Source organism: Edaphovirga cremea (assembly GCF_003332275.1).
GTDB lineage: Bacteria > Pseudomonadota > Gammaproteobacteria > Enterobacterales > Enterobacteriaceae > Edaphovirga > Edaphovirga cremea.
In genome coordinates this window covers 1-25,673 of the sequence record NZ_QOVA01000001.1, presented here as the reverse complement: position 1 = coordinate 25,673, position 25,673 = coordinate 1, and the positions used below count along the sequence as shown (strand labels likewise).

The 25,673-nt window shown below is 51.1% G+C and carries 24 protein-coding genes; 10 read left to right on the top strand and 14 right to left on the bottom strand.

Annotation, left to right across the window (positions count from 1 at the left end; translation table 11 throughout):
- Positions 1 to 31: 31 nt before the first annotated feature.
- Positions 32 to 1,324 carry an SLC13 family permease gene (locus DRI82_RS00120; RefSeq protein ID WP_114191491.1) on the top strand — a complete coding sequence of 431 codons (1,293 nt, stop codon included), beginning with the start codon at positions 32 to 34 and terminating at the stop codon, positions 1,322 to 1,324.
- A gap of 33 nt (positions 1,325 to 1,357) precedes the next feature.
- Here DRI82_RS00120 and DRI82_RS00115 read toward each other — a convergent pair whose 3' ends face one another.
- Positions 1,358 to 1,900: a cysteine hydrolase family protein gene (locus tag DRI82_RS00115; RefSeq protein WP_114191490.1), complete on the bottom strand. Its 543-nt coding sequence runs from the start codon at positions 1,898 to 1,900 to the stop codon at positions 1,358 to 1,360.
- Between the two features lie 49 nt (positions 1,901 to 1,949).
- Between DRI82_RS00115 and DRI82_RS00110 the strand changes: the two genes are divergently transcribed.
- The gene (locus tag DRI82_RS00110; protein ID WP_114191489.1) at positions 1,950 to 2,465 is read left to right on the top strand and encodes a GNAT family N-acetyltransferase; all 516 of its coding nucleotides are present in this window, start codon (positions 1,950 to 1,952) and stop codon (positions 2,463 to 2,465) included.
- A gap of 89 nt (positions 2,466 to 2,554) precedes the next feature.
- Here the strand turns inward: DRI82_RS00110 and DRI82_RS00105 are convergent, their stop codons facing one another.
- The 3 genes from DRI82_RS00105 to adrA form a co-directional block, all read right to left on the bottom strand.
- Complete coding sequence (locus tag DRI82_RS00105) at positions 2,555 to 2,989, bottom strand: DoxX family protein (RefSeq protein ID WP_114191488.1); 435 nt, start codon at positions 2,987 to 2,989, stop codon at positions 2,555 to 2,557.
- A 314-nt stretch (positions 2,990 to 3,303) separates the two neighbouring features.
- A complete protein-coding gene (locus DRI82_RS00100) occupies positions 3,304 to 3,588 on the bottom strand; it encodes an Arc family DNA-binding protein (RefSeq protein WP_114191985.1) in 285 nt (94 codons plus the stop codon).
- A gap of 237 nt (positions 3,589 to 3,825) precedes the next feature.
- Positions 3,826 to 4,881 (bottom strand): diguanylate cyclase AdrA, encoded by a 1,056-nt coding sequence (gene adrA / locus DRI82_RS00095; RefSeq protein WP_114191487.1) that lies wholly within the window; start codon positions 4,879 to 4,881, stop codon positions 3,826 to 3,828.
- A gap of 257 nt (positions 4,882 to 5,138) precedes the next feature.
- On the opposite strand from adrA, the gene DRI82_RS00090 reads away from it, so the two are divergent.
- Positions 5,139 to 5,573 carry a GNAT family N-acetyltransferase gene (locus DRI82_RS00090; protein ID WP_114191486.1) on the top strand — a complete coding sequence of 145 codons (435 nt, stop codon included), beginning with the start codon at positions 5,139 to 5,141 and terminating at the stop codon, positions 5,571 to 5,573.
- Between the two features lie 86 nt (positions 5,574 to 5,659).
- Here DRI82_RS00090 and DRI82_RS00085 read toward each other — a convergent pair whose 3' ends face one another.
- Positions 5,660 to 6,400, bottom strand: coding sequence for a 3-oxoacyl-ACP reductase family protein (locus tag DRI82_RS00085; RefSeq protein ID WP_114191485.1), 741 nt, complete (start codon positions 6,398 to 6,400; stop codon positions 5,660 to 5,662).
- A gap of 206 nt (positions 6,401 to 6,606) precedes the next feature.
- Between DRI82_RS00085 and DRI82_RS00080 the strand changes: the two genes are divergently transcribed.
- The 3 genes from DRI82_RS00080 (at position 6,607) to DRI82_RS00070 (ending at position 8,439) form a co-directional block, all read left to right on the top strand.
- Positions 6,607 to 6,945: a type II toxin-antitoxin system RelE/ParE family toxin gene (locus DRI82_RS00080; protein ID WP_114191484.1), complete on the top strand. Its 339-nt coding sequence runs from the start codon at positions 6,607 to 6,609 to the stop codon at positions 6,943 to 6,945.
- The gene (locus DRI82_RS00075) at positions 6,942 to 7,280 is read left to right on the top strand and encodes a helix-turn-helix domain-containing protein (protein WP_114191483.1); all 339 of its coding nucleotides are present in this window, start codon (positions 6,942 to 6,944) and stop codon (positions 7,278 to 7,280) included. The genes DRI82_RS00080 and DRI82_RS00075 overlap by 4 nt, the downstream gene beginning before the upstream one ends.
- A 190-nt stretch (positions 7,281 to 7,470) precedes the next feature.
- Positions 7,471 to 8,439, top strand: coding sequence for a quinone oxidoreductase family protein (locus DRI82_RS00070; RefSeq protein WP_114191482.1), 969 nt, complete (start codon positions 7,471 to 7,473; stop codon positions 8,437 to 8,439).
- Between the two features lie 67 nt (positions 8,440 to 8,506).
- Here DRI82_RS00070 and ada read toward each other — a convergent pair whose 3' ends face one another.
- Positions 8,507 to 9,580 carry a bifunctional DNA-binding transcriptional regulator/O6-methylguanine-DNA methyltransferase Ada gene (gene ada / locus DRI82_RS00065; protein ID WP_114191481.1) on the bottom strand — a complete coding sequence of 358 codons (1,074 nt, stop codon included), beginning with the start codon at positions 9,578 to 9,580 and terminating at the stop codon, positions 8,507 to 8,509.
- 418 nt (positions 9,581 to 9,998) lie between these two features.
- Here ada and DRI82_RS00060 point away from each other — a divergent pair, with 418 nt between their 5' ends.
- A complete protein-coding gene (locus tag DRI82_RS00060; protein ID WP_114191480.1) occupies positions 9,999 to 11,015 on the top strand; it encodes a substrate-binding domain-containing protein in 1,017 nt (338 codons plus the stop codon).
- A gap of 56 nt (positions 11,016 to 11,071) precedes the next feature.
- Here DRI82_RS00060 and araD read toward each other — a convergent pair whose 3' ends face one another.
- The 8 genes from araD to DRI82_RS00020 form a co-directional block, all read right to left on the bottom strand.
- Positions 11,072 to 11,764, bottom strand: coding sequence for an L-ribulose-5-phosphate 4-epimerase (araD, locus tag DRI82_RS00055; protein ID WP_114191984.1), 693 nt, complete (start codon positions 11,762 to 11,764; stop codon positions 11,072 to 11,074).
- An 8-nt stretch (positions 11,765 to 11,772) separates the two neighbouring features.
- On the bottom strand, positions 11,773 to 12,660 hold the full coding sequence (locus DRI82_RS00050) for an L-ribulose-5-phosphate 3-epimerase (RefSeq protein WP_114191479.1): 888 nt from the start codon (positions 12,658 to 12,660) through the stop codon (positions 11,773 to 11,775).
- The gene (locus DRI82_RS00045) at positions 12,650 to 14,134 is read right to left on the bottom strand and encodes an FGGY-family carbohydrate kinase (RefSeq protein ID WP_114191478.1); all 1,485 of its coding nucleotides are present in this window, start codon (positions 14,132 to 14,134) and stop codon (positions 12,650 to 12,652) included. The genes DRI82_RS00050 and DRI82_RS00045 overlap by 11 nt, the downstream gene beginning before the upstream one ends.
- Before the next feature lie 18 nt (positions 14,135 to 14,152).
- Entirely contained in the window at positions 14,153 to 15,139 is a 987-nt protein-coding gene (locus DRI82_RS00040) for an ABC transporter permease (protein WP_114191477.1), read from the bottom strand.
- Entirely contained in the window at positions 15,136 to 16,626 is a 1,491-nt protein-coding gene (locus DRI82_RS00035) for a sugar ABC transporter ATP-binding protein (protein ID WP_114191476.1), read from the bottom strand. Before DRI82_RS00035 ends, DRI82_RS00040 begins: the two co-directional genes overlap by 4 nt.
- A gap of 71 nt (positions 16,627 to 16,697) precedes the next feature.
- Positions 16,698 to 17,615 carry a substrate-binding domain-containing protein gene (locus DRI82_RS00030; protein WP_114191475.1) on the bottom strand — a complete coding sequence of 306 codons (918 nt, stop codon included), beginning with the start codon at positions 17,613 to 17,615 and terminating at the stop codon, positions 16,698 to 16,700.
- 346 nt (positions 17,616 to 17,961) lie between these two features.
- Entirely contained in the window at positions 17,962 to 19,035 is a 1,074-nt protein-coding gene (locus DRI82_RS00025; protein WP_114191474.1) for a zinc-binding dehydrogenase, read from the bottom strand.
- A gap of 676 nt (positions 19,036 to 19,711) precedes the next feature.
- On the bottom strand, positions 19,712 to 20,410 hold the full coding sequence (locus tag DRI82_RS00020; protein WP_114191473.1) for an IclR family transcriptional regulator: 699 nt from the start codon (positions 20,408 to 20,410) through the stop codon (positions 19,712 to 19,714).
- A 259-nt stretch (positions 20,411 to 20,669) separates the two neighbouring features.
- On the opposite strand from DRI82_RS00020, the gene DRI82_RS00015 reads away from it, so the two are divergent.
- The 3 genes from DRI82_RS00015 to DRI82_RS00005 are packed head-to-tail and all read left to right on the top strand — an operon-like array spanning position 20,670 to position 24,383.
- On the top strand, positions 20,670 to 23,003 hold the full coding sequence (locus DRI82_RS00015) for a molybdopterin-containing oxidoreductase family protein (protein WP_114191472.1): 2,334 nt from the start codon (positions 20,670 to 20,672) through the stop codon (positions 23,001 to 23,003).
- Positions 23,004 to 23,006: 3 nt separating this feature from the next.
- Complete coding sequence (locus DRI82_RS00010; protein ID WP_211317620.1) at positions 23,007 to 23,555, top strand: 4Fe-4S dicluster domain-containing protein; 549 nt, start codon at positions 23,007 to 23,009, stop codon at positions 23,553 to 23,555.
- Positions 23,556 to 23,564: 9 nt separating this feature from the next.
- Entirely contained in the window at positions 23,565 to 24,383 is an 819-nt protein-coding gene (locus DRI82_RS00005) for a dimethyl sulfoxide reductase anchor subunit family protein (protein ID WP_114191471.1), read from the top strand.
- Positions 24,384 to 25,673: the final 1,290 nt, after the last annotated feature.

Genomic DNA, 25,673 nt, shown 5'->3' with positions numbered 1-25,673 from the left:
AATAACATTTAAAAGGGAGCTTCAGGTTTCGATGGATACCTCATTTATTCTGCCAGCGTTGCTGACATTCATCATTATCGCCCTCTGGGCTACCGCCAAATTGCCCGAGTATTTTGTCGCCCTGCTGTTTTTCGCTGCGGCGATGGTTTTGCATTTAGCGCCCGCCGACGTGATTTTTTCCGGTTTTTCCTCCTCAGCGTTCTGGCTGGTACTGAGTGGTTTTGTTCTGGGGTGTGCGATCCGTAACTCGGGTCTGGCCGATCGAATTGCCAGCGCCGTTTTGCCGCATATGGCGACGTCGTGGCCGAGAATGATCGGTGGCGTTGTGCTGATGGCCTATGCACTGGCTTTTATCATGCCGTCGAATATGGGCCGTATCACGTTGCTTATGCCGATTGTCATGGCTATGGCCGATCGCATTCAGTTACGTGAGGGTTCACGCGGGCGGATTGGTCTGGCGCTGGCGGTGGGATTTGGTACCTTTCAGCTCTCCGCGACCATTTTACCGGCCAACGTCCCCAACCTGATCATGGCTGGCGCAGCGGAGAGCGCATTCGATATCCATTTCGCCTACCTCCCCTACCTGCTCCTGCATGCCCCCGTTCAGGGTGTGCTGAAAGGGATTATCCTGATTGCCTGCCTGTGCTGGCTGTTCCCTGCCAAACCGGTGATGACGGGCGTCAAAACCTCGTTGCCACCGATGCAGGCCAAAGAGTACCGACTTTCAGCGCTGCTGATCATTACGGTGTTGTTATGGATGAGCGATACGCTGCACGGCATTCCGCCGGCCTGGATCGGGTTGGCATCGGCCTGTTTCTGTTTGCTGCCGCGTTGGGGATTCCTGAGTGGTGATGAATTTGCCGCCGGGGTAAATATTCGTACCTGTATCTACGTTGCCGGTATTCTGGGGTTGACCGCGCTGGTAACCCATAGCGGAATTGGCAGCGCGATTGGTCATCAATTGCTGAAAATATTGCCGGAGGATAAAGGAACGTTTGCCGCCTTCACCTCAATGATCGGCATCACTACCGCGCTGAATTTTGTGGTCACAGCAAACGGTGTACCCGCGCTATTCACACCGCTGGCAAAAGTGCTGGCCGATGGCAGCGGCTTGCCGCTTGTGACCGTATTGATGACGCAGGTTATTGGTTATGCGACACCGCTACTGCCCTATCAGGCATCGCCGATTGTGGTCGCAATGGGAATGGGCAAAGTCCCGGCCCGGGATGGCCTGAAATTGTGCCTGGTCACGGCCATTGCAACCTGGGTGCTGCTGGTTCCACTCAGTTATCTGTGGTTCCGTGTATTGGGATATATCGGGTGACTACCCGCGGCTCGCATCATCCAACGGGATAAATCAAACGGCTGAAAACGCCACGCTATCTGCGGGCAATGCGCTGATTTTACTGCCGAAACTCCTGATGGCCGCGAGCGTTACATTGTGATGCTCACGAATTTTTCCGGCAGCGGCATGGGCTTTATCATGGGTAGTGTGCGCATCTGCGGCCAAAATCACATCGTAACCAGCGGCTGCCGCACGACGAACCGTGGTATCTACACAAAACTCGCTGGCATAGCCACAAACCACCACTGTGGTCACCTGCAATGCAGATAAGTGGCTACTGAGATCGGTGTAGAGGAAGGAATCAGGTGTGGTTTTGCGCACGCGCAGATCGCCCGGTTCTGCATGCAGCCCTTCGGCCAATTCCCAGCCAGGAGATTCATATTCCAATACGCTGCCAGCAGCTTCGTGATGAATAAAAATCACCGGCACCCCGCTCTGACGCGCGCGTGATGAAAGGGAATTAATGCGTGATACCGTACGTTCGACGCTATCGGGCGGTGGATTCGTTTGAAAAAGTCCTTGCTGCACATCAATAACCAGTAATGCGTATGACATTATTATCTCCTGACCATACCGATAAACAGTAAAACCCTGAAAGGATTCTATGTTGAACATTCGGCAAGCAAATGGCAATGACCTTCACGTCCTGAGAAAGTTAGCCAAAGAGAGTTACTACGCACACTTTGGTCATCTATGGCGCGATAAAACAGACATGGAAGAATTTCTGGAGAAGGAATTTACCTTGCCAACGCTGGAGAAAAGCCTGCAAAGCCGAGAACATTTGTGGCTGCTGGCTTGTAAAGATGACAAGGAGCTCGGCTATGCCAAGGTCAGTTGGGACGTCGCGATACCCGAAAGTACCTTGAGCGGAGCACTGCTCCACAAACTCTATTTTCTGCCTGACGCTGTCGGCAGTGGGCATGGCAAAACACTGCTCTGCGCAATAGAAAATTACAGTCGTGAGCACCAGCAACCCTGTTTATGGCTGGAAGTGCTGAAGATTAATCCCCGGGCGCAGAATTTTTATTCCCGCTGCGGAATGGAGATCGTCGGTGAAACGGTTTTTGTCAGCCCCAGCCAAAACGAAGGCATGTGGATCATGAGCAAATTATTGTCGTGATGGAATGGGGAAAAGCGACGGCGGCTTACCGCTGCGCAAATCCTGATAAATGCCCCGACGCAGCGAATGTCGCGTTGGGGCGACAAGGTTTACCGCCAGAGAGGATTGGTACAAACAGAAAAACGCCCACTTCCCAACAGCGCAACTGCGACTGCCGCCAGGAAAAAGAACGCCAAATCTTCAATGGCCCAAGCGCCAACCGACGTTAGCAGAAACGTTTTCCCCAGACCGGCCATCAGCCAGGCAACAAACATCGTTGCGGCCAAAACCAATGCGGCGGGACGCGTCAATATGCCAAGAACAATCAGCACAGGTGCAACAACCTCACCAATTAACACGCCGTAGCCGAAAAAGGCTGGCACCCCATGCTCCGCCAGCATGCCCTGAATTCCGCCAATGCCTCCGATTAATTTATGCCAGCCGTGAAAAAGAATTAAACCTCCGACTGTGATACGTAAAATCAGTTTACCGAGATCGTTATTGTCCAGTGCTTGATTGAATTTGATCAGTGTAGATTTCAACATTTTTTGATACCAGTTGAGGGAAACCTCTCCAACATATAATGAGGTTGATCGCGCTCAAAGTGATAAATATGGTTTTATTGATCCGCGGGAAAATTTAAGAACAATCCCAAAAAAACTCACTAACATAATGAGTTTAGTGCAATTTTATTGAAGGTTCTATGGATGGCACGTCATCTTTCCCCTTAAGGGAAATTGAGTTTTGCACAGATAAAGCGAATTTGTGCTGGTCGGAGAGGGCACATTTGACGGGATGATTCTGTCAGTACGAGGGTCAGTGCCCGTGAGCGAATACGCGGCACTGACATTATGTGCAGTTATTTCTTTTTGGATTTACTTTTGGCGACGCTTTTGAGCAACAGACGCAAGCTTTTCAGCTCTTTCTGGCTTAATGCCTGTTCTTCCTGCTCTTCAGTACCCTGATTATCGATGGCGTGTTCATGACGTTTCGGGTGGTGTTTTGCTGACGGGGAGGCAAAAGTCTGAGTTAAACGTGCGGTCACTTCAGCACTCAGGGAATTTTCATTTTCCAACGCAGCCGCCCTGATTTTTTCTTTTAAATCGAGAGGGATTTTAATTGTCAGATTAACTGAGTCATTCATTTTTTTACGCTCCATCATAGGGTTATCTTCAAAGTAGACAATGGAGGCGGGCTTGTCCATATTGACATAAAAATTTCATCAAACCGTCACAATACATTATTTCAAATTTCATATTACCCTCCACCCTATTTCTTCACGGCAATCGGCGTAATAACATATCGCCAATGACCTAATGAATATTATCGTTTTAAGGTGACAGAAAAATAATCATCGATATAAACAGCAAAAGAATAATCGTCAGGCGCGCTCGGTTCGGTTACGCCCCGCTTTTTTCGCCCGGTAGAGCGCAATATCTGCGGCCTTCAGCCACTCTTGATAACCTTCCATCGAGGGCTGATATTCAGCAATCCCCGCGCTGATGCGCAGAACCAGATCCGGTGCGTTCTTAAGCCGCTGGGCACTGATTTTCTCACGCAAACGTTGCACGACAAGGTAGGCCTGATCAATATGGGTGTCGGGTAAAATAACCCCAAACTCATCGCCGCCGTAGCGCCCAATAACGTCCACCATTCGCAGGCTCAGACGCAACTCATCGGTCAGCATCAATATGGCCTCGTCACCCACGCTATGACCGTAGGTATCATTAATACTTTTGAAATGATCAATATCGATAAGTACCAACGTTGCCGTATGCCGGTAGCGGATACAGCGGTCATATTCGTTGTGCAGCAGATGTTCCCAGTAACGCCGGTTATTGATGCCGGCTAGCCCATCCAACACGCTGATTGAGAACAGTTTTTTCTTATGCTCTGCCAAATGCCGGGCGGTTCGGTATGTCACCAGCCCCAGCGAGATCGGGTAGATCATCAGCATCGGCAGACAGATGTAAACCTGCATTGGGGTAGTGGCAATATTCAGCGGTTGCCGGGCGATCAGGCTCACCACAAGCCCCCCCAATACCTGCAATCCCAAGGCTTTGAAGAACAGATTCTTGCCCCCAGCAGCAATATTGTTCATCCCCATCATCGAAATAATGATGGCGCTCGGTAGCGCGTTGAATCCCATCATCGCTACCCATGCCCCACCAAACAACGCATCAACCATCAGGTTACGGATCTCGGCACCAAAGGGTTGTGGCGAGCGGATCGCCCATCTATACGCCAGGTGCGGCCAGATAAAACCGTTGATAAACAATAATCCCCACACCCAATAAACCACTGGCTGGGTCATTAAAACCGATGCGACGCAGAAGAATCCGCCCCCAAGACCAATCACTCGGGGAGCGTAGACTCTTTTGACAAAACTCAAGCCTGAGCGGTAGGGATCTGGCTTCAACAACGTGTCTATTGGCATTCGGTTCCATTTAACGGATAAGCGGTTATTGTTTGGTTCGTTGTGAACTCTCTGTTTATTAAACTATATTAGGTGATATTGACCATTGCGCCGTTTTTTATTTCCACCCTCGGCAGGACAGCAGGAAGCGGCGCTTTGCATAGAGTCAATTTCGTAAGGAGGAGATAGCGGACAACAAATATCCTGCGCTATCATCAAGAGAGGTCGTGTTTGTTTGCCTATTTTGAAGAGCAGAAAACGATAAAGGAACGGAATCAATGGAAATTACTCTGGTCGGCGTCAGCGAAAGCGATAAAGAATTGGCTGAAACACTCACCCGTGAAAACATGGCCAACTATTACGCACAGCGTGGCCTGATATGGCAGCCGGAACTCTTCCTGCAAAGCTGGCCAGACACGGAAAACTACCGCATCCATTGGCAACGTTCGCTGGCGGGTTTCGTCCGTTTTCAGGCGTACAGTGGCATACTGACTATTCGCGATCTGCAACTCTATCCTGACTTCCGCAAACAGGGCATTGGCACGCAAGCCCTGGACGTTTTGGAAAACATGGCCCGACAGCGCGGATGCCATCTGCTGCGTCTCTCGGTGTTCAAAGAGAACCCAGCCTGCGCACTCTATCTGCGCAGGGGATTCTCTCCTGTTGAGGAAGAAAACGCCGTACTCCGGTTGCAAAAAATCATTGCAACCTGAGGCAATCACGCCAATATCCCACCCGTTGCTGGACGAACAGCAGCGGAGCGGTGTGATCGCCCACATGATGCTAAACGTGGTAAAAGTCAGGCACCAAAACCCCCGTCAATAGTCAGGCTCGCACCCGTGATATAACCAGCTTCCGGGCCAGCCAGATAGGCAACAAAACCGGCGATCTCGTCATCTTTGCCGTAACGGCCAACGGCAATCATGGATTTCATCACCTCTGCGAAATCACCGTCAGCCGGATTCATATCGGTATCCACCGGACCGGGTTGCACATTATTGACCGTAATCTGACGCGGACCGAGATCGCGGGCCAACCCTTTTACCAATCCCACCAGCGCAGATTTACTCATGGCATACGCGGCCCCTCCGGCAAACGGCATGCGATCGGCATTGGTGCTGCCGATATTGATAATCCGCCCGCCATCGCCCATGTGTTTGGCCGCTTCCTGACTGGCAACAAAAACGCTGCGCACGTTGATCTCCAGCGTGCGGTCAAAATCTTCCAGCGTCAGTTGATCGAGCGGAGCCATCGCCAACACGCCCGCGTTATTGACCAGAATATCCAACGCACCAAACGTGGCGACGGCCTGCTGAATCGCGCTTTGCAATGCCTCTGCATCGGCGCTGTCGGCCTGAATCGCCAGCGCTCGTCCCCCCTGTTGCTGGATCTGGTTGAGCAACTCCTCGGCTTTGGCGGCAGATGAGACATAGGTAAAGGCGACAGCAGCGCCCTCTTTGGCTAAACGCTTAACGATCGCGGCACCAATGCCGCGAGATCCGCCTTGAACAAACGCGATTTTGCCTTGAAGTGTGGTCATGGTAGTTCTCCGTTGATGGGTGGACGTCGGGATAACGCGAGCAATATTAAATAAAACATAGACAAAGCGTAGTCGGTAATCGCGTTTACCCTACCCATAAGATCGACGATCAGAGATTCGGGTTACCAAACGAATAGTTAACTGAGTGCATTGCTTTCCCTTCTTAAAATGTATAAAATTTTATACATTGAAAAGGAGACGGGTAGATGGCAAAGGAAATTGACTGGCGCGGCAGTTCACTTAATGACCTGATTAAATTTCCAGAAGATGCCCAAATATCAGCCGGTAAAGAGTTGCGGAAAATACAATACGGCCATGATGCATCAGATTTCAAGCTCATCAATGATTGGGGCATGGGAGTGATTGAAATTCGTATTGATGCACAAGCAGGAACCTTTCGCGTAGTGTATGTCGCTAAATTCGAAGATAAAATTTACGTGCTTCATAGCTTTCAAAAAAAGTCGCAGCAAACAAGCAAGAAAGACGTCAAAACAATCACGACGCGATACAGCGAAGTGCTCAATGAACGGAGAACCAAAAAATGACAGACAAAATTGATGTTGCTTCCCGTCATGTCACTCCAGCGGACGGGAACATTTTTGCCGACTTAGGATTTTCTGATGAGAAAGCCGCAGCCTTGCTTGCAGAATCGGATCAAGAAATTCAGCAAGCCGTTAAGATGAAAAAGGCTCTTATGCAAAAAATCGCCTGCTGGATAAAAACTGAAGGTATCCGGCAGTCAGAAGCCGCACAGGTTTTACATGTTTCACGCCCGCGGGTTTCAGATGTTGTGAATCAAAAAACAGAGAAGTTCACCCTTGATTCGCTGGTCAGTATGGCAGCGAACATAGGAATGAAAGTACGTATTGTTATTGAATAATCAACATCGTGTAATCAACAACCCATGAAGCCAAATTCATAGGGCGTCCAACTCCCAGCGCAGGACACCCACCCTATTCGCTGATAGGTGCTCAACGCAACGTTGGTTAAAGACGTAAACATTCAGTTCAGCAGCTCGAGAATGCGTTCGGCACACACTACGCGGACGATGGCATAAATAAGGACTGTCTATGAAAGCAGCAATCGCAAAAGTTCTTGGTGAAGTTCCAACGCTGGGTGATTTCGAAGAGCCCACGGCGCTGGAAGGGGAAGTGATCGTCGATGTTATCGCCGCCGGTATCAAGCAACTTGATCGAGCTATCGTAAAGGGCGTGCATTATTCCAGCCCGAAAACGCTGCCCATTGTGCCTGGTACCGATGGTGTCGGTCGTTTGCAGGACGGCACGCGGGTCTATTTTTCATCCTTTCGCCAACCTTTTGGGGCGATGGCGGAAAAGGCCCCCGCATCATGGAGCATTCCCGTGCCTGAGGGTGTTGACGATGCGACAGCCGCCGCGTTGATCAATCCGGCGCTGGCTGCGTGGCTGCCTCTGGCCTGGCGGGCAAAACTGCAACCGGGCGAGACGGTATTGATTATCGGCGCTACCGGAACGTCGGGAAAACTGGCGATTACCGCCGCGCGCAGTCTCGGTGCCGGACGTATTGTTGCCGCCGGACGTCGGCAGTCGGTGCTGGATACACTCGGCGCAGATGCCACTGTCGATCTCACGCTGGAGAGTGACGCGCTGGTTGCTGCATTTGCCGAAGCGGCTGGGCCAGAAGGTTATGATGTGATTGTTGACTATATTTGGGGCCCAGCAACAGAAGCATTGTTAAGCACGCTGACCAATCACGATCTCTCTTCCCACGCCGGTAGCTCTGATCACGGTATTCGGTTGGTCAATGTCGGTTCCATGGCATCACCAACCATTTGCCTGCCCGCTGCCGTACTGCGAAGTTCCCACTTGCACATTCTCGGCAGCGGTACGGGGAATTTCCCCCCCATTCCCGCAATGAAAAAAATCGTCGGCGAAATACTCGATCTTGCTGCCGAAGGAAAGGTTACCGTCGAGACGCAAGTGTTTGCGCTTGCCGATATTGCGCAAGCCTGGGCGGTGAAAGAAAATAAAGACATTCGTCCGGTATTGCAGATTTCCTGATGGGTAAATGTCGCCCAACATCAACACGTTTGGGCGACAAAACCATCCAGACGTTACCCCTCGCTCCTTATGCCTTGGCTTCCTTATCAAGCAGGGCGCGTTTGCGCTCGACACCCCAGCGATAGCCTGACAGCGCGCCGTCATTGCGCACCACCCGATGGCAGGGAATAGCAACGGCCAGCATGTTGGCGGCACAGGCACCTGCCACGGCTCTCACCGCTTTCGGCGCGCCGATCTTTTGTGCAATAACGGCATAACTGACCGTGCTGCCGACCGGAATATCACACAGCGCCTGCCAGACCCGCTGCTGAAATGCTGTACCGCGAATATCGAGAGGTAAATCCAAACCGGTATCCGGTGCTTCGATAAAGCCGACAACCTGCGCCATCCTCTGCTCAAAGGCTTTATCACCGCCCACCAGTTCCGCTTTGGGGAATTTATCCTGTAGATCCTGAAGCAATTTTTGCGGTTCGTCACCCAGCAGAATGGCACATATCCCACGCTCGCTTTGAGCCACCAAAATATCGCCCAGCGAACATAATCCCACGGCAAAGTAGATTTTCATTCCTTGCCCCCCGGTGCGAAATGCGGTGGGCGTCATGCCCAGCATCGCGTTCGATTTCTCATAAAATCGCCCGTTGGAGTGATAGCCGGCATCGAAAATCGCCTCAGTGACTGATGTATCCTGCGACAGGTGTTCGCGCACCCGCTGACTGCGATGTGCATCGGCGTAGCCTTTCGGCGTAAGCCCCGTTATCGATTTGAACAGGCGATGAAAATGGAACGTACTCATACCGGCATATTTCGCCAATTCATTCAGCGTGGGCGTTTCTTCGGCCTGCTCGATATAACGACACACGCTGGCTATCTGTGCGGCATGCCGATCGGCCAACGACGTCAGTCCCTGCCTGCAACGCTTGCAGGGGCGAAAACCGGCAGCCTCGGCTTCAGCGGCATCATTGAAGAACTGGACATTTTCGCGCTTTGGTTGCCGCGATGGGCAGGCCGGTGAGCAATAGATCCCCGTCGTTTTAACGGCATAGATAAAATGACCTTCAGACTTTTTGTCGCGGGTCACTATCGCCTGCCAGCGCATTTCATCCGTTGACGGGTTGCTGTTTTTTGTCTCAATTGTTTTCATGATTAACCTCACCTTGGAGCATAGCGTATCTCAATACTCATCAGGATAGAGACAATGGGAAAAGCAAACACTCCGGCTCTTGCTTTCTCATTCGACGGCGCTTCAGTTATGCATAGCCATCAAAAAAAGTCTGATCATCATAGATGTTCTGTGACACGCAATACCTCGATATATTTTTGGTTTCAAACATATTTGTCCTAAAGTTTCCCTCATCAAACGTCCTGAAACAAACAATAGCAAAAACGACCCTAAAGTAACCTACCCGCCTGCGGGTTTCACACTTCTCTGCCTATTTTCTGTCGATTTGCGTCATTGTGCGTTAACCGGCTTGAAAGTAAGCGATATAAGTGTAGCAAGGCTCAGCCCGCTTAATTACAATGTAATACTCAGCTTCATTATTCGACGTCAGAGGCGACAGGTGGCCAAAGAAAATAGCAATTCGACGATTATTGATATCGCACAGCGCGCTAATGTGACGAATATTACTGTTTCACGTGCTTTTAATAAGCCGCATCTGGTCAAGCCGGAAACCCGCGATAAAATATTGGCTATCGCCAAGGAGCTGAATTATGTTCCCAACGCATTCGCACAAGGGTTAAAGAAAAATAGCAGTCAAATTATTGGCGTCGTCACCAGCAGTATTTACAATCCTTTCTATTCAAGTCTTATTCAAACCGTATCACGCATAGCACGTAATAAAGGTTACCAGATTATGCTGTTTGATTCCGATAGCAATGAATCTGTGGAAAATCAGGCGATACAATCCCTATTCAGTTATCAGGCGCGGGGCATCATTCTGTCTGCGGTAAGGGATGATAAAGGCTACCAGCCTGACTACCTCGATCTGGCTGATGCGTATAAAATACCTATTGTATTGATAGATAGAGATATCTATGGCAAAAACCTCAGTGGCGTATTCCTGAATAATATCGAAATAGGCGTCCGCGCCGGGCGTTTTCTTGCTGAGCAATCCGAAGAGCGTTTGCTGATTATCGGTGGCCCTGAAGATTCTGAAATAACCAAAGATCGTACTGCTGGAATTATGGGCGCGTTGATCGGTCATGATAAAAATATTCAGACACTGTACGGTGATTATACTTTTCACTCACAGGATACGCAACTGCGGGAATTACTGAAAAACCAGAAAGTACTGCCACAATATATTGTTGGGCTGAACGGAATAATTACTCTTGGCGCGATGTCGATTTGTCATCAATTGGATATTTACGAGAAAATAAAATTCTTTTCTGTCGATAATCCACCTTATGCCGCCGCCTATGGCCAACAAATACCGGGGATCTATCACGACACAGTATTGCTGGGTGAAAAAGCCGCCGACATATTGTTTCATGCAATTGAATCAAAAGACAACAAGGCAGAACCAAGGCGCGAGTATGTTGCTGGGGAGCTTATCTACACTAAAGGAAACGAATAAGAGCCCATGGAGCAGAGCAGGTACTGTCGGGTACCCGATCTGCTTCATGGTCAAGGTTACTGGCCGTAATAGGCGTTTTTGCCGTGCTTACGTAAGAAATGCTTATCCAACAACGGCTGTTGCATTGATGAAATCTGCGGATTCAGTTGATACGTCGCCAATGCCATTGCTGCCACTTCTTCCAATACCACGGCATTATGCACCGCCTGATCGGCATCTTTTCCCCATGCGAATGGCCCATGGGAATAGACCAGCACCCCCGGAACACTCGCAGGCTGAAAGTGGCGCTCATTGAATGTCCGCACAATCAACTCCCCGGTTTCATGCTCGTATTCACCGTTGATCTCTTCCGTGCTCATTGGCCGGGTGCAGGGAATGGCTCCGTAAAAATAGTCCGCGTGCGTGGTGCCAAGTGCGGGAATATCCCGCCCCGCCTGCGCCCAAATAGTGGCGTGGCGGCTGTGAGTATGAACGATCCCGCCCAACTCCTGAAAATGGCGATACAGCGAGAGATGAGTGGCGGTATCCGACGAGGGTTTGCACTGCCCTTCACGCACATTTCCGTCCAGATCCACCACCACCAGATCGTCGAGCTTCATATGTGCATAGTCGACGCCTGAAGGTTTGATTACCACCAGCCCGAGTTCACGATCAATCGCGGATACATTCCCCCAGGTAAACGTCACCAGCCCATATCCCGGCAGGCTCAGATTGGCCTCCAGCACCTGTTCTTTCAGTTGCTTACTGATCTTTGCGCTCACAGACCAATCCCCCCTTCGTGCATTTTATCCTCGATCCAGGCTTTGGCGTTGCGCACCCTGTCGATATCGTCGTCGCGCCCTTGCGCCCACATCTCCAGCAGATAAGGTCCCCGGTAGTTCAGTGCACTGAGGACTTCGAAAGCGTGGACAAAGTCAACGCAACCGTCGCCAAAGGGAACATCACGAAACTTGCCAGGCGAATCCGGCGTTACAGGTACCGTATCTTTCAGGTGAATAGCGGTGATCTTATCAATCCCTTTGGTTAATTCCGTCGCCATGTTGTTACCCCAGGCGGACAGATTCCCCAGATCGGGATAGACGGTGAACCAGGGGCTCTGGATCAATTCATCATATTCCAGCCACTTGCTGATGCTATTGATAAATGTGGTATCCATGATTTCTACTGACAGCATGACCTGCGCCTGTGCCGCCCGTTCAACCGACCATTGCAGCCCGTCGATAAAACGCTGGCGCGTGCCGCGATCTGCCGGTTCATAGTAAACGTCATACCCGGCCAACTGGATGTTGCGAATCCCCAGATCGACGGCAAAATCCAGCGCTTTTTCCATCAGGACATGCGCACGTTCACGGGTTGCGGCGTCGCGGCTGCCAAAAGGTGCACTGCGGTGCGCCGATAAACACATGCTGGGTACCCTGATACCACTGTTCATTTTGGCGCAGTTAAAGTCACTGCGTTGCTGCCGATTCCAGTCAAGGCGCGCCTGTCGTTCAGGCTGCTCATCAATGGAGATCTCGACAAAATCAAACTCCAGTTCGCGGGCAGTATCCAGGCGTTCAGACCAGCCCATTCCTGCCGGCAGCGCTTTTTCATAAATCCCCAACGAGATCGGCGACGAATAGCGCTGGGATTCATTACTTTGCATACTCAACCTCACTTAATGCCTCAGCCACATTGATATAGCGCGCCATCTGTTGGCGCAGATTCTGATTGGAGGTGGATTGCGGGATAAACGTCCGTACCGCCGGTTGGGTCGCGGCCATGGCCTCAGAGAAATCGGCGTAGTAACCCGCGCCGACAGCGGCACACAGCGCAGCGGCACGGCAACCACATTGTTGAATATCCACCACTTCCAGCGGAATATTTCCGCCGTCAGCGAACATCTGCATCCAGGGTTCAGAATGCGTCGGCCCACCGGTAATGCGAATGCGTTCTACGTGTGGATTCAGCTTGAGGATCCGATCCTGATGCAGCAGATGGGAGAAAACGATGCCTTGGTAGATGGCATTCACCACGTCTGGCATCCCATGATGACCGCGCATACCGACCAGACTGCCGCTCAGGTTGAGATTCAGGTTCGAGCCAAACAGATAGGGCAGGAAAACGATATCGCTCGGCTTACCATTGTTCTGCTTAACCCATTGATCAAATTGCGTATAAAGGCTGCGATCGTTGCCCCAGAAATGGCGCATAAACCAGTTCAGGTTGGCGGCAGACGTTGGACTGCCCTCGTGAACGAAATATTTTCCAGGTATGCAATAACTGCCCCACACGTAAGGATGATCGGCTGCAATCACTTGATCCGTGACGCACGTGGCGATTGACCAGGTGCCCGCCACGGCACTGAGGGTTTTCTCGTCACTGACCCCGGAACAGACCGCCGAGGCAACCACATCAAACAAGCCGCCATAGACTGGCGTTCCTGCCAGAAGGCCACAAGCGGCGGCGGCACTTGCGGTGACCACCCCGGCCTGCTCGCTGGATCCGATCACTGGCGCGGTTTTACCTTCGGCTTCTGGGATACCAAAGTCCGCCATCAACGAGGCATCGTAACTGCGGGTATGCTGGTTATAGAGATTGCTGCCGGAGATATTGGTAATCTCTGCGGCGATTTCCCCGGTCATGCAAAAGCGGACATAGTCATGCACCATGAGCACAGCGGCGATACGATCGTAGTTCGCGGGTTCATGCTGTTTGAGCCAGTGCAGCAACGAAACGGGATGGCCGGTCCAGAGTTGCTGCAAACCACGCTGATACGTGTGACGATCCAGCCCCTGCTCACACCACTGCTGTACCAGCGAAAGCGCACGGGTATCAGAAGAGATGATCCCGTTACGTACCGGCTTTCCGTGCTGATCGATGGCATACAGACCTTTGCCGTGTGAGGAAAAACTCACGCCACGGATATCTGCTGGCTGAATGGCGCTGGACGCAATCACCTGTTTTACGACCTGACACACCGAGGACCACAGCGCGTTCATATCACGTTCGCTAAAACCGGGTTGCGAAGAGAGCATTTCGCCATCTTGCTCTACCACTCCCACTTCACACCCGTCGGCAGAATAGAGCCCGGCTTTGGTTACCGTACCGCCAATATCAATACCCAGAAAATAAGCCATTACCTACTCCGTCGGCTGTTATTTGCGTTTACCTGAACTGATGTAAATGGCGACCAGAATGATCCCGCCTTTGATGACGTTTTGCACATAAGGTGAAACCCCCATCAGGTTCAGCCCGTTGTTCAGTACCCCAAGCATCATTGCACCGACCAGCGTGCCGATAATCGCGCCCTTGCCGCCGGATATCGCCGCGCCGCCCAGTACCACGGCCGCAATCGCGTCCAGCTCGAATCCGACGCCAGAGTTGGGTTGTCCACTCATCAAACGGGAGGTCAGAACCAGGCCCGCGATCGCAGCGGTAATGCCACTGATGACGTACACCAGCAGTTTGGTACGAGAAACGCGTATGCCACTCAGGCGCGCGGCCTCTTCATTACCGCCAATGGCGTAGACATGACGCCCGAAAGACATGTGGTTAAGAATCACCCAGGCAACGATGTAAACCAGAATCATAATCAGGATCGGTACCTGAATACCGGCAATCGAGCCACGACCAAAGAAGGAGAACCATTCAGGCAGGCCAGAAATCGGATAACCGCCGGTATAGATCAGCGCCAGGCCGCGGGCGATCCCCATGGTAGCGAGGGTAACGATAATGGGGGGCATACGTGCCCAGGCGATACATGCACCATTGATGGCACCAAATACGCCACCGATCGCCACACCCGCCAGCAGTGCCAGCGGAACGGGGATCCCGGCAATCATCAAACCTGCCGCAACGGTGCCCGACAGCGCCATCACCGGGCCAACCGACAGATCGATCCCGCCTGTCAGGATGGCGCACGTCATTCCCACCGCGATAATGGCGTTGATTGAGACCTGCCGCGCCACGTTGGTCAGATTGTTGGAGGTCAGGAAGCTGTCGTTCATGAAAATCATCAATACAAACAGCGCGATAAAACCAATAAAGGGCAAGAAAGCGGGATGATGCAGACACTTATCCAGATAGCTGCGTTGCCCTGATGGTTTTGGTACCGGGCCGGAGGCGTTGTCCAGACTACTCATAAAGTGTTCCCCGTTGCATGTAACATGATGGTATTTGAGTCGATTCCCTGATTGTCCAACTCCGCCACAATATGTCCGTCGCGGAAAACCAGAACCCGGTCGCACACGCCGATAATTTCTGGCAGCTCAGAAGAAATCATGATGATCGAGATTCCTTTCTCGGTAAGTTCATGCATTAATTGATAAATTTCAGCTTTTGCCCCCACATCAATGCCGCGCGTAGGCTCATCAAAGATCAACACGCTGCACGTATTGTTCAGCCAACGCGCAATCACCACTTTCTGCTGATTGCCACCGCTGAGGGTGTTGACTGCCGTCTCGGCATTGGGTGTTTTCACGCCCACCGCTTTGATTAATTGCCTAACGATCAAACGCTCCTTTTTGCTATGAATTAAAATCGAGGCGATCTTTTCGTGGCGGTTGAGGGTAATGTTCTGGCTCACAGAGAAAGGCAGCACTAATCCTTCGGTTTTGCGGCTTTCCGGCAATAGACCAATGCCTTGTTCCAGCGCATGCGCCGGATCGCTTAACCGGGTGGTTTTGCCATGCAGACTAATAGTTTTCTGGAAACAGCGTTGGGCGCCAATCAGGGCGCAGACCGTTTCGGTACGTCCCGATCCAACCAGGCCGGCAAAGCCCAGAATTTCACCTTTATGCAGATGAAAGCAGTCTTTCGGGCTGGTTTTCGTCCGCTGGATTGTCGCTTCGAGGACTTTCACGCTGCGATCGGGCTTGAGGCTCCTGATAGGAAATGCCTGTTCGACCTTGCGGCCCACCATCATTTCAACCAGCTGATTAATATCGGACTCTGCGGTAGGTACCGTGCCAATATATTGCCCGTCACGCAGAACGGTAATGGTGTCGCAGACCTGGAATATCTCTTCCAGATGGTGGGAGATGAACACCATGCCGACGCCCAGCAGTCGCAGATCGCGCATGACGCAAAACAGATGTTCCGCTTCGCCCGGTGTCAACGTGGCGGTGGGTTCGTCCAGCACCAGTATTTTCGCGTCCAGTGAGAGTGCCTTGGCGATTTCAACGAATTGCTGCTGCGCCACGCTTAACTGTTCGACGGGCACGTCCATATCCAGCGTCACCGACAGGCGTTTGAATATGTTGACGGCTTTCGCGCGCATTTTGCTGCGATCCAGCAATCCAAAACTGTTCTTTATTTCCCGGTTCAGGAATATGTTCTCTACCGCATTCAGGTAAGGAATCAGTGAAAATTCCTGGAATATAATGCCAACGCCAGAATCAATGGCCTCGCGGTAATTGCTAAAAGACCGGCTTTTCCCCTCAATGCATATCTCACCGCTGTCGGGTTGGTAAATGCCGCAGAGAATTTTCATCAGCGTCGATTTACCTGCACCGTTTTCGCCTAAAAGCGCATGAATCTCACCACTTGCAACCGTGAGATTGATACCGTCCAGTGCTTTTACCCCGGGGAATGATTTTTTTATTTGCTTTAACTGTAATAGTGGCGTCATGACAACTTCCTCGTCAGTCAACATAGGCTCCAACAGACGAGGATCGCCTGCGGAGCCTGCAATAAATCGACTTACCAGCTAAAGCCTTTCGCGTTTGATTGGGTGATCAATTTAACGTCAACCGGAATTTCGGCAGGAACGTTGGCACCCCAGTATTTTGCCAGCGCAATACCCAGACCAATACGTACCTGATCGCGTGGGAACTGTGCAGAGGTAGCAATGAACGCAGATTTGTCTTTCAGGATCTCTTTGATGGCTTCAGGGTGACCGTCCACGCTGACCAGTTTGACATCCGCACCGTTGGCTTGAATGGCTGCCAGGGCACCTAGCGCGCCGACATCATTGACGCTGAATATCCCCACCAGATCCGGGTTAGCCTGCAGCATGTTTTCTGTCACTGTCAGTGCGGTATCACGTTCCTGTTTACCGTTTTGTTTGGTGACGATGGTGATGTCCGGGAAAGCTTTCATGGCATCTTCGAAACCACGCACGCGCTCCAGAATCGGTACAACCGGGATCCCATCAAGAATCGCGACTTTGCCCTTGCCTTTCAGCGACTCACCGAGGAATTTACCGGCCTGTAAACCGGCATCATAGTTTTTGGAACCCACAAAAGAGTCCAGAGGCCCTTTCGCTTGTGCATCAATCGCCACGACGACGACGCCCGCTTTATTTGCCGCCAATACCGCAGACTCAACGCCTACCGAATCGGCTGGGTTAATCAGCAGAATATCAATTTTCTTCTGCAGCATATCTTCGATATCGCTAATTTGTTTCGATACATCATGACGGGCATCGGCAACATAGATTTTTGCATTAATATCGCTGCCAGCCTGATCCAATGCTTCTTTCATCGTTACAAAATAAGCGTTGTCCATTTCCTGGAAAGACATTCCCACCGTTATTTGTTTTGCATTTGCCATATTTGCCGCCAGTGCGATAACAGCGACGCCACATACGGCCAGTGCTTTTTTAAAAATGAATGACATAAGAAATCTCCTATGAGGTGTTCTATCTTTTTCCGAGTGTTTTAGTTATTGCTTTAGGTAAAAATGGAAACCGGTATCACAGACTGACATCTGCCTATTGCGGCTTCAGTTACAGCCGACCCCATCAGTAATAAGCCTGACGCAGCCAATTGTTGCATAGTGATATTTCATACCACGTTGCCATTCAGAAATGACAACGTGAACATTAGCTTATCCGATATGGAATAACCACACTGTGATTAAGTGCATATTTCATACAAATGTAACTTGCTGGTTAATAAAAAGAGTGACTAAGCGACCAAACAACGATTAAAAATAAACACTTAGCCACCAAAAACCGGATTCTTTAAGGATTGATGACAACCTTGATCGAATCGGTGGAAGCCGCCATATCGAAGGCTTTGTCCCATTCATCGATATCATAGTTGTGCGTGATGATGCCTTCTGCTGTCACCAAACCACGCTCAAACAGATCAATGGCAATGTCATAGCTGTAAGGGCCAAGGTGTGCTCCACGGATATCCAGCTCTTTGCGGTCACCGATGATTGACCAGTCAACCGTCGTCTCTTTGCCAAAGACGCTGAATTCAACAAAACGCCCCAGTTTTCTAATCATCTGCAAACCCTGGGTTACGCCGATAGGTGCGCCGGTCGCTTCGATGTACACGTCGCAGCCGTATCCCTCGGTCATGGCTTTTACGATGGCATCCGCATCTTCTTTCAACGGATTAATCACCACATCGGCACCCATGGATTTAGCCAGTTCCAGACGTTCGTCAATGGCGTCGATAACCACCAGTTTCTTCGGCGTTTTCAGTTTGGCGACCTGTACCATGCACAGCCCCAGTGGGCCAGCACCGGCCAAAACCACGACATCGTTGAGCTGAATGTCACCGCGCGTCACGGTGTGAATAGCGCACGCCATGGGCTCAATCAGCGCCGCGTCGTTATGGGACAACCCCTCAGGAATCTTGTGAATGATCGCCCGATCAGAGAAGCGCATGTATTCCGCCATACCGCCCTCTGCCACATCTTTTTGGAAGCCATAAATATCATGGACTTCGCACATCCAATACTTACCGGATTTGCAGTAACGGCACTCCCAGCAAGGAACAATCTGTTCCGCCAGAATCCGGTCCCCCACCTTGATTTTGAATTTTTCTGCTGCACCAACGCCCAACTCAACCACGCGGCCATAGAATTCATGCCCTGGGACCACCGGTGTTTTCACCCACGGATCGTCGCCCCAGAACATAGGTGCACCGCCCTTGGCTTTACAGTCTCCCGCACAAATCCCGCATCCATCGACCTTGATGACCACTTCCCTTGGCCCTGGACGCGGCGTTGGAATGTGTTCGAAGCGGTAATCTTCTGGACCATGGCAAACCACGGCTTTCATTTTCGTTGGCAAGCTGTTCATTCTTATCTCCAATTTGGCGTTCAGAGCATATGTTGACGTTGTCATTTTTTAATGAAAAAGCAACACCGTCCCTAACACCACCTCCAAAACGCACCAGAAAAATTAAGGGGAATTCTTTTTACTGCCCAGTTCAAACTTATCGACATCAAAATGACAACGTCAACATCATAATCACGATAAGTCGGCGAAAAACATGAATGCAGTCACAAATTGTTAACGTTGTGATGCGAACTTTTTGCATTGTGACGGTAGATCGATAACAGCCTCTTTTTTGCAAAAAAAATCCATATTTATTGAGAGCTGAATGATTTCAGCTGAAAAATAGTTGTCATTATACTAGGGAAATAAAGGCGAAGTCGGGTGAAAAGCAGGGGTTAAATAGGACTCTTTTTCATTCACATTTCGTTCTGAAATATTTTCAGTCTATTATTGGTCATTATTTTTGATCCAGAATATCCTTTGTTCGGCCTACAAATAGAATCAGATTAAGTGTGGTTACATAATATATTGAGATTTTCCGCTGAAGTGGCGGAAATAAACCCTTCAATTTACCTAACCTGAAAAGGTAAATTTCCGGCGTTGTTACTCCAATAAGCCACAGAAAATGCGTTACGCTATTGTTTCAAAAAAGTAGTCCGCTACCAGAAAACGTAAAGCGGACATTTTCTTCTATTTGTCAGAGCTGAATCGATTTCACTTTCGCCATCAGAGAACGTGCCAAACGTTCAATTTCCTCTTCTTCTGCCGGAATGAAGCCCATTGTTGTGCCAGCAGCAAGCATCATCCCGTTTTTACTGAAAATGGGGCATGAGATTGCTCGTGCACCGGGAATTCCTTCGGTCGCCTGATAACGCACCGCGTAGCCCTGGCGCCGTACCTTTTCCAATATCGCCGGATCTGCGTCGGGGTGAACCGTCAGCGAAGAATCGAACGCCATGAAAACCCAGCCCGCGGCACTTGAGAGCATGGGAACGGGTGAATTGCCCAGGTAGTCGATATCGATATTTTTATAGCTGCGGTTATAGTTGGTGAGAAGCAGATATTCGCCCTGACGGATCACCAAACCCGTCGAGTAGTTAAGCTCGTCACGCAGTTCGCAAAGCGCATTATTGATAATGGTCAACAGGGTATTCTTCTTTTCCGCCACCGCAGCCAGCGCCAGCAACTTGCTGCCAAGCGAATAGCGGCTCGTCTCGCTGTCCTGATAGAGCATTTGGCAACGACACAGCGACACCAGGTATTTGTGCAAACGGCTTTTCGACAGACCGCTCATACGCGCGATATCTGCCGCACGCGCAGTTCCCCCCAGCGCCGTTACACACTCCAGCACCGAAACGGCGATGTCCACCGAATTTACCCCTTGCGCCTCTGCCATTAGTAACATCCCGATTATTGGTCATCCACTTGAGTAACTTTAACATTTTAATGCCCCGAGAGACATCCGCCCACGAAAGGCTGTCAATCCCGCTAACTCAATACGTTCAGAATTTATTCTACCTGGATCCCATTTTTACTCTTTTTTCTACCTAAATAGGGTTAGTTTGATTTTCTGCAAGATCTGAAAAGTGAACCAAGTTTACTAATGGTGAACAAAAGTAATGTCGTGTTGTAGAATAAAAATAGAAGAGGAAATTATGGATAATCTCTCACTCCTTCGGCTTAACCGCCGGACGCTGCTAAAAGGACTGGGTGTCGTCGGGATGGCCTTTATCTCTCCCTGCGCCTTCTCGCTGGCTCCCGGTCAAAGCACGCCCCTCCCCCGGGTGCGCTTGCAGCTTTCAGACTATAAAACCTTCCGTTCAACCTGTGCCATGGAATGTCTGCACTGCAATCTGACCGCATTTGTTTACCAGGACAAATTGATCAAAATTGAAGCCAGCAAAGACTTCAACGTTAAGTGCTGCCTGCGCGGGATCAGCCGCACCAAGTGGGTTTACAGCAAACAGCGGGTTACTACGCCACTGCTGCGCACCGGTGAAAAAGGAGAAGGCAAATTCAAGCCAATCTCCTGGGACGAAGCGCTCGATCTGATCGAGAAAAACATACGTTCAACGATCAAAGAACACGGCAATGAGGGAATGCTGATCTCTACCCACGCCGGGAATATGGATTCGATCAAGAACGACATGGGCAAAGCCTTTTTTGACTATCTTGGCGGATCCACCAAACAGGCCGGTTCGTTGTGCTGCTCGGCGGTCACTGCCGCCATGATGCCGATGGTCGGCCTGCGCTACGCCGATACCCGCGATACCATTGCCGACAGCCGCTACATTCTCTGTTGGGGAAACAACCCCGCAGTGACAATGCACGCCTACTTTAAGAACTACCTCAAAGCTCAGGAAAACGGCGCGCGTATCGTCGTGATCGATCCGCGTTTCAGTGAAACGGCCGCAAAAGCCGATGAGTGGATCCCCATTGTTCCGGGTACGGATACCGCCCTGGCATTGGGGATGATGAAAATCATCATTGAAGAACAGCGTATTGATGCCGATTTTCTGCGTCAGTACACCGGGGCTGTTTATCTGGTGTCGGCAGACAATCAACTGATGCGTGCCGATCCACAGGATGCAGACAGTTATCTGGTTTATGACACGCTCAGTGGGAAGACAGTCAGGCATGACACGCCCGCCATTGTACCCGCCCTTTTCCAGCACCAGCTCCCCGCAGAGGCTGGTTACAGCACGGTTTTCGAACAGGTTTACCAGCAGGCCAAAGCGTGGCCGGTGGAGCGCGTCGCGCAGGAGACCGATATTCCTGCCAACACGATTCTGCGCCTGGCGCGCGATTATGCCAGCAGTGCACCAGCCATGATTATCCAGAACATGTCCGGCGCGCAACGTACCGAATTCGGCACTTACGTTGCCGCGAGCCAGTTCTATCTGGCGTTGCTCACCGGGAATATCGGCAAACGCGGTGCGGGCGTGTGTGATGCTGGCGGTGCGCGGCAGATGGCCAAATTCAGCCCGATAATTCCTCCGCCAGCCAATGTGAAAAAAATTGCACCCATTCCGGTATCCAAAGTGGGCGACTGGATCGTCAATGACAAACCTCATCCGATTAAACTCTGGTGGATTATGACGATGGGGGTAATGACGCAATTGCCTAATACCAATCAGGTACGCAAGGCCCTGAAAAAGGTTCCGTTTGTTGTGGTCGCCGATAACCTGATGAGCTCTACGGCGCTGTATGCGGATCTGGTATTGCCAGTTACCACGATATTTGAAGACGTAAGCCTGATGGCCGGGGTACGCAGTCACTACGTGCAGTTGATGGAAAAAGCCGTTGAACCACCGGGCGAAGCCAAACCTGACTACTGGATATTCGCCCGGCTGGCAGAACGCTTTGGCTTTGGCGAGGTATTCAACCAACCCATCGAGCACTACATCAACGCCTGTCTGCAAGGCTCGGGTATTACGCTGGAACAACTGAAAAAAGGGCCGGTTCGCCCCGTTGAAGGAGACTGGATACCGTTTGAGAACGCCAAGTTCCGCACCACGACCAAGAAAGCGCACTTTTTTATCGAAGAGTGGCAGAAACAGAAGTTCTCCCCGGTGGTTACCTATATGCAGGTCACTGAATCGGTCAAGGGTTCGCCGCAGTTGGCGCAGAAATACCCCCTGATGGCGGTACAGCGCAAACTGGCGCGCAGTGTGCACTCAAGCCACGGGATGAACGAGTGGATCCTCGAAATACAGCGCAATCAACCGAACGTCATGATTCATCCGCAGGATGCAAGGCAACGCAACATTCGCCACGGCGATTGGGCGGTCGCTTATAACGATCGCGGGGAACACCGGGCGCTGGCTGTCGTCACTACCCAGATCAAGCAGGGTGTGGTGTGTCTGGACAACGGTTGGTGGGAGCAGCAAGGAGGCAGCAGCAGTCACGTGACCAACGACCAGGTTGAACTTCTGGGTACCGGCCATTGCTGTAACAGTACCTTGGTTGACGTCAGGGCGGAGGGATAATCCATGGTTAAGCAATATGGTTTTCTAATCGATATCAAGCGCTGTTACGGCTGCAAGACCTGCTCAATGGCCTGTAAATCGGAAAATGACACGCCTCCGGGCGTATTGTGGCGGCGGGTACGTGAATACAATACCGATAATCCCAACACCGGCGGCTTTATCGCGATGTCATGCAACCACTGCGACGATCCGCAATGCATGAAAGTCTGCCCTGCCAACACTTACACCAAGCGGGCGGACGGTATTGTCGTGCAGGATCACGATAAATGTATTGGCTGCCGCATGTGCATCATGGCCTGCCCGTATAACGCGCCAGTTTTCGATCCCGCCGAGGGAAAAACCAGCAAATGCAATATGTGCGCAGAACGACTAGACGACGGTCTATTACCACGCTGCGTAGAGTCTTGTCCGGCCGGTGTGCTTCTCTTTGGCGATATTGAGGAACTGAGGAAAATCCACACCACCGATTGGACCGCTCTGGAGGCGCGTTATCACCTGCCAGACCATAACATCAGTGGACCGAACGTGGTCATTATTCCAGCTGATAAATAAGGAGTGGTTATGAGCGAATATGAATTGCCGTTGGTTTTTTTCACCGTTTTCACCCAATGGGGTATCGGTGGCGTGCTGGCTCTGACTCTCTATCAGCTCAATGCTGGGCGGAAAGCAGAACCGGCTCTTTCACATCAACAGATTAAATATACTGCGTTGGGTCTGTGGCTGGTGGAAGTACTGGGATCGTCACTCTCGATGGCGCATCTGGGCAGCCCTTTTGAAGCTTACCGCGTCGTATTGGGGCTGGGTCATTCATGGCTCAGTCGTGAAGCAGTGTTATTCATTGTGCTGAACGGTGGTATGTTGCTGTGGCTGCTGGCATGTTGGTTCAGACCGCAGAATAAAGCGCTGCAATCGGCTCTCGGATTAGTCATCACCGCATTGGGTATCGTCGCGATTCTGTCTTCCGCGCAAATTTATGCGCAGATGGCGCTTCACCCACTCTGGCATACCCCCTTCACCCAAGTGGCTTTCCTCGGCACCCCGTTGTTGTTAGGTTTTACTACGTTGGGGATCGTGCTCAACGCGTGTGGACTCAACGTTTCGAGGCTGATTCGTGGCGGTATGCTGGCGGGTATCGTGATGGTTCTTGTCGCGCTGGCAGGACGTTATCAGATTGACGGCGCAAGCACGTTGGGAGTTCTGCTTTGGTGGCAGATCTGTGGCAGCATTTTGATTGCTGCGGCGATGTTTACTTTGCTCCGCACCCGCGTTCATCTGTCACCCACGCTGGCGATAGTGGCTGGGGCAATGATCGTCTCAGGTGAAGTGGTAGGACGAATGTTGTTTTATAACAATGTGATGAGTCAATTTCCATGGTGTTAGTTATGGTGTCTGTTGGTACTAAAAGGGGGGGCGCCCCCTTTGCATCCGTTTTTAAAACAGGCTCGGAGCGGGTTTCTGTTGATATCAGATTGATGTTCGTGGAGGTCAAAAGATAGCTTTGTTGGTTAGATGCCTAAGCTATAATTTTGTTCTGTTAGTGTGAAGATCGGCATCTAAGCAGGGGACAAAAGCGTGTCCCCTGCACCCGCGCTTTACGCAACATTCATTGCCCGCGTTGCGGGTTCCTTCGGTTGTCATTCCGGCGGACGGGTCGGCTTTAGGCTACAGTCCCTGTAGCCGGACGCCTTTCGCCGCCGTCCTGGCGGCTCACCCCTGCCTGCATTCCGCCCTCAGCAATTCATGATGCTCGGGGGAAGGTCAACTTCAAAATAAACTTTGTATTTCAATGCCTGTGAACGTCAAAAGATTGCTCTGTTGGTTAGATGCCTACGCTATGATGTTGTTCTTTTAGTGTGAAGATCGGCATCTAAGCAGGGGGCGAAGCGCGCCCCCTGCACCCGCGCTTTCTGCAGCATAAATTGCCCGCGTTGCGGGTCCCCTCGGTTGTCATTCCGGCGGACGGGTCGGCTTTAGGCTACAGTCCCTGTAGCCGGACGCCTTTCGCCGCCATCCATGGCGGCTCATCCCTGCCTACATTCCGCCCTCAGCAATTCATGATGCTCAGGGGAAAGTCAAAAACAAAGACAAAAGACAAAAGACAAAAGACAAAAGACAAAAGAAATAATCAAAAGAGAAAATGAAAACATCAAGATTGTCTCAATTCATTATCATTTTTTTATCTGTTGTTGTTTCCTTTGACCTTCCCAGAGCGTCATGACTCGCTGAGCGAAGAACGCAGGCAGGGGCGAACCGCCATGGACGGCGGTGAGAGGCGTCCGCCGCCAGGGACTGGTGGCTAAAGCCGACCCGTCCGCCGGAGTGATGAGTGAAGGCACCGGCGCAGCCGGCGAGAAATGCCGCGGAAAAGCCCGGGTTCAAAGGGTCGCGGCGACTGGCGACCCTTTGTCGGTTAAGGCTTCGAGGCTCAAGTAGAAAAATACATTTATATCAACCGAAACCTGCTCCAAGCCTGCTTTTAAACAATAGTTCACGCATGACCCGAACCTAAAGCCGACCCGTCCGCCGGAGTGATGAGTGAAGGCACCGGCGCAGCCGGCGAGAAATGCCGCGGAAAAGCCCGGGTTCAAAGGGTCGCGGCGACTGGCGACCCTTTGTCGGTTGAGGCTTCGAGGCTCAAGTAGAAAAATACATTTATATCAACCGAAACCT

Bases quoted from the DNA above. Each gene is read 5' to 3' on its own strand.
- DRI82_RS00105 (WP_114191488.1), bottom strand. From the start codon at position 2,989: ATGTTGAAATCTACACTGATCAAATTCAATCAAGCACTGGACAATAAC.
- ada (WP_114191481.1), bottom strand. From the start codon at position 9,580: ATGAAAACAATTGAGACAAAAAACAGCAACCCGTCAACGGATGAAATG.
- DRI82_RS00120 (WP_114191491.1), top strand. From the start codon at position 32: ATGGATACCTCATTTATTCTGCCAGCGTTGCTGACATTCATCATTATC.
- DRI82_RS00100 (WP_114191985.1), bottom strand. From the start codon at position 3,588: ATGAATGACTCAGTTAATCTGACAATTAAAATCCCTCTCGATTTAAAA.
- DRI82_RS00020 (WP_114191473.1), bottom strand. From the start codon at position 20,410: ATGGCAGAGGCGCAAGGGGTAAATTCGGTGGACATCGCCGTTTCGGTG.
- DRI82_RS00045 (WP_114191478.1), bottom strand. From the start codon at position 14,134: ATGGCTTATTTTCTGGGTATTGATATTGGCGGTACGGTAACCAAAGCC.
- DRI82_RS00015 (WP_114191472.1), top strand. From the start codon at position 20,670: ATGGATAATCTCTCACTCCTTCGGCTTAACCGCCGGACGCTGCTAAAA.
- DRI82_RS00070 (WP_114191482.1), top strand. From the start codon at position 7,471: ATGAAAGCAGCAATCGCAAAAGTTCTTGGTGAAGTTCCAACGCTGGGT.
- DRI82_RS00035 (WP_114191476.1), bottom strand. From the start codon at position 16,626: ATGACGCCACTATTACAGTTAAAGCAAATAAAAAAATCATTCCCCGGG.
- DRI82_RS00110 (WP_114191489.1), top strand. From the start codon at position 1,950: ATGTTGAACATTCGGCAAGCAAATGGCAATGACCTTCACGTCCTGAGA.
- DRI82_RS00085 (WP_114191485.1), bottom strand. From the start codon at position 6,400: ATGACCACACTTCAAGGCAAAATCGCGTTTGTTCAAGGCGGATCTCGC.
- adrA (WP_114191487.1), bottom strand. From the start codon at position 4,881: ATGCCAATAGACACGTTGTTGAAGCCAGATCCCTACCGCTCAGGCTTG.
- DRI82_RS00050 (WP_114191479.1), bottom strand. From the start codon at position 12,660: ATGCAAAGTAATGAATCCCAGCGCTATTCGTCGCCGATCTCGTTGGGG.
- DRI82_RS00025 (WP_114191474.1), bottom strand. From the start codon at position 19,035: ATGAACAGCTTGCCAACGAAAATGAAAGCCGTGGTTTGCCATGGTCCA.
- DRI82_RS00005 (WP_114191471.1), top strand. From the start codon at position 23,565: ATGAGCGAATATGAATTGCCGTTGGTTTTTTTCACCGTTTTCACCCAA.
- DRI82_RS00115 (WP_114191490.1), bottom strand. From the start codon at position 1,900: ATGTCATACGCATTACTGGTTATTGATGTGCAGCAAGGACTTTTTCAA.
- DRI82_RS00010 (WP_211317620.1), top strand. From the start codon at position 23,007: ATGGTTAAGCAATATGGTTTTCTAATCGATATCAAGCGCTGTTACGGC.
- DRI82_RS00090 (WP_114191486.1), top strand. From the start codon at position 5,139: ATGGAAATTACTCTGGTCGGCGTCAGCGAAAGCGATAAAGAATTGGCT.
- DRI82_RS00080 (WP_114191484.1), top strand. From the start codon at position 6,607: ATGGCAAAGGAAATTGACTGGCGCGGCAGTTCACTTAATGACCTGATT.
- DRI82_RS00040 (WP_114191477.1), bottom strand. From the start codon at position 15,139: ATGAGTAGTCTGGACAACGCCTCCGGCCCGGTACCAAAACCATCAGGG.
- DRI82_RS00075 (WP_114191483.1), top strand. From the start codon at position 6,942: ATGACAGACAAAATTGATGTTGCTTCCCGTCATGTCACTCCAGCGGAC.
- DRI82_RS00030 (WP_114191475.1), bottom strand. From the start codon at position 17,615: ATGTCATTCATTTTTAAAAAAGCACTGGCCGTATGTGGCGTCGCTGTT.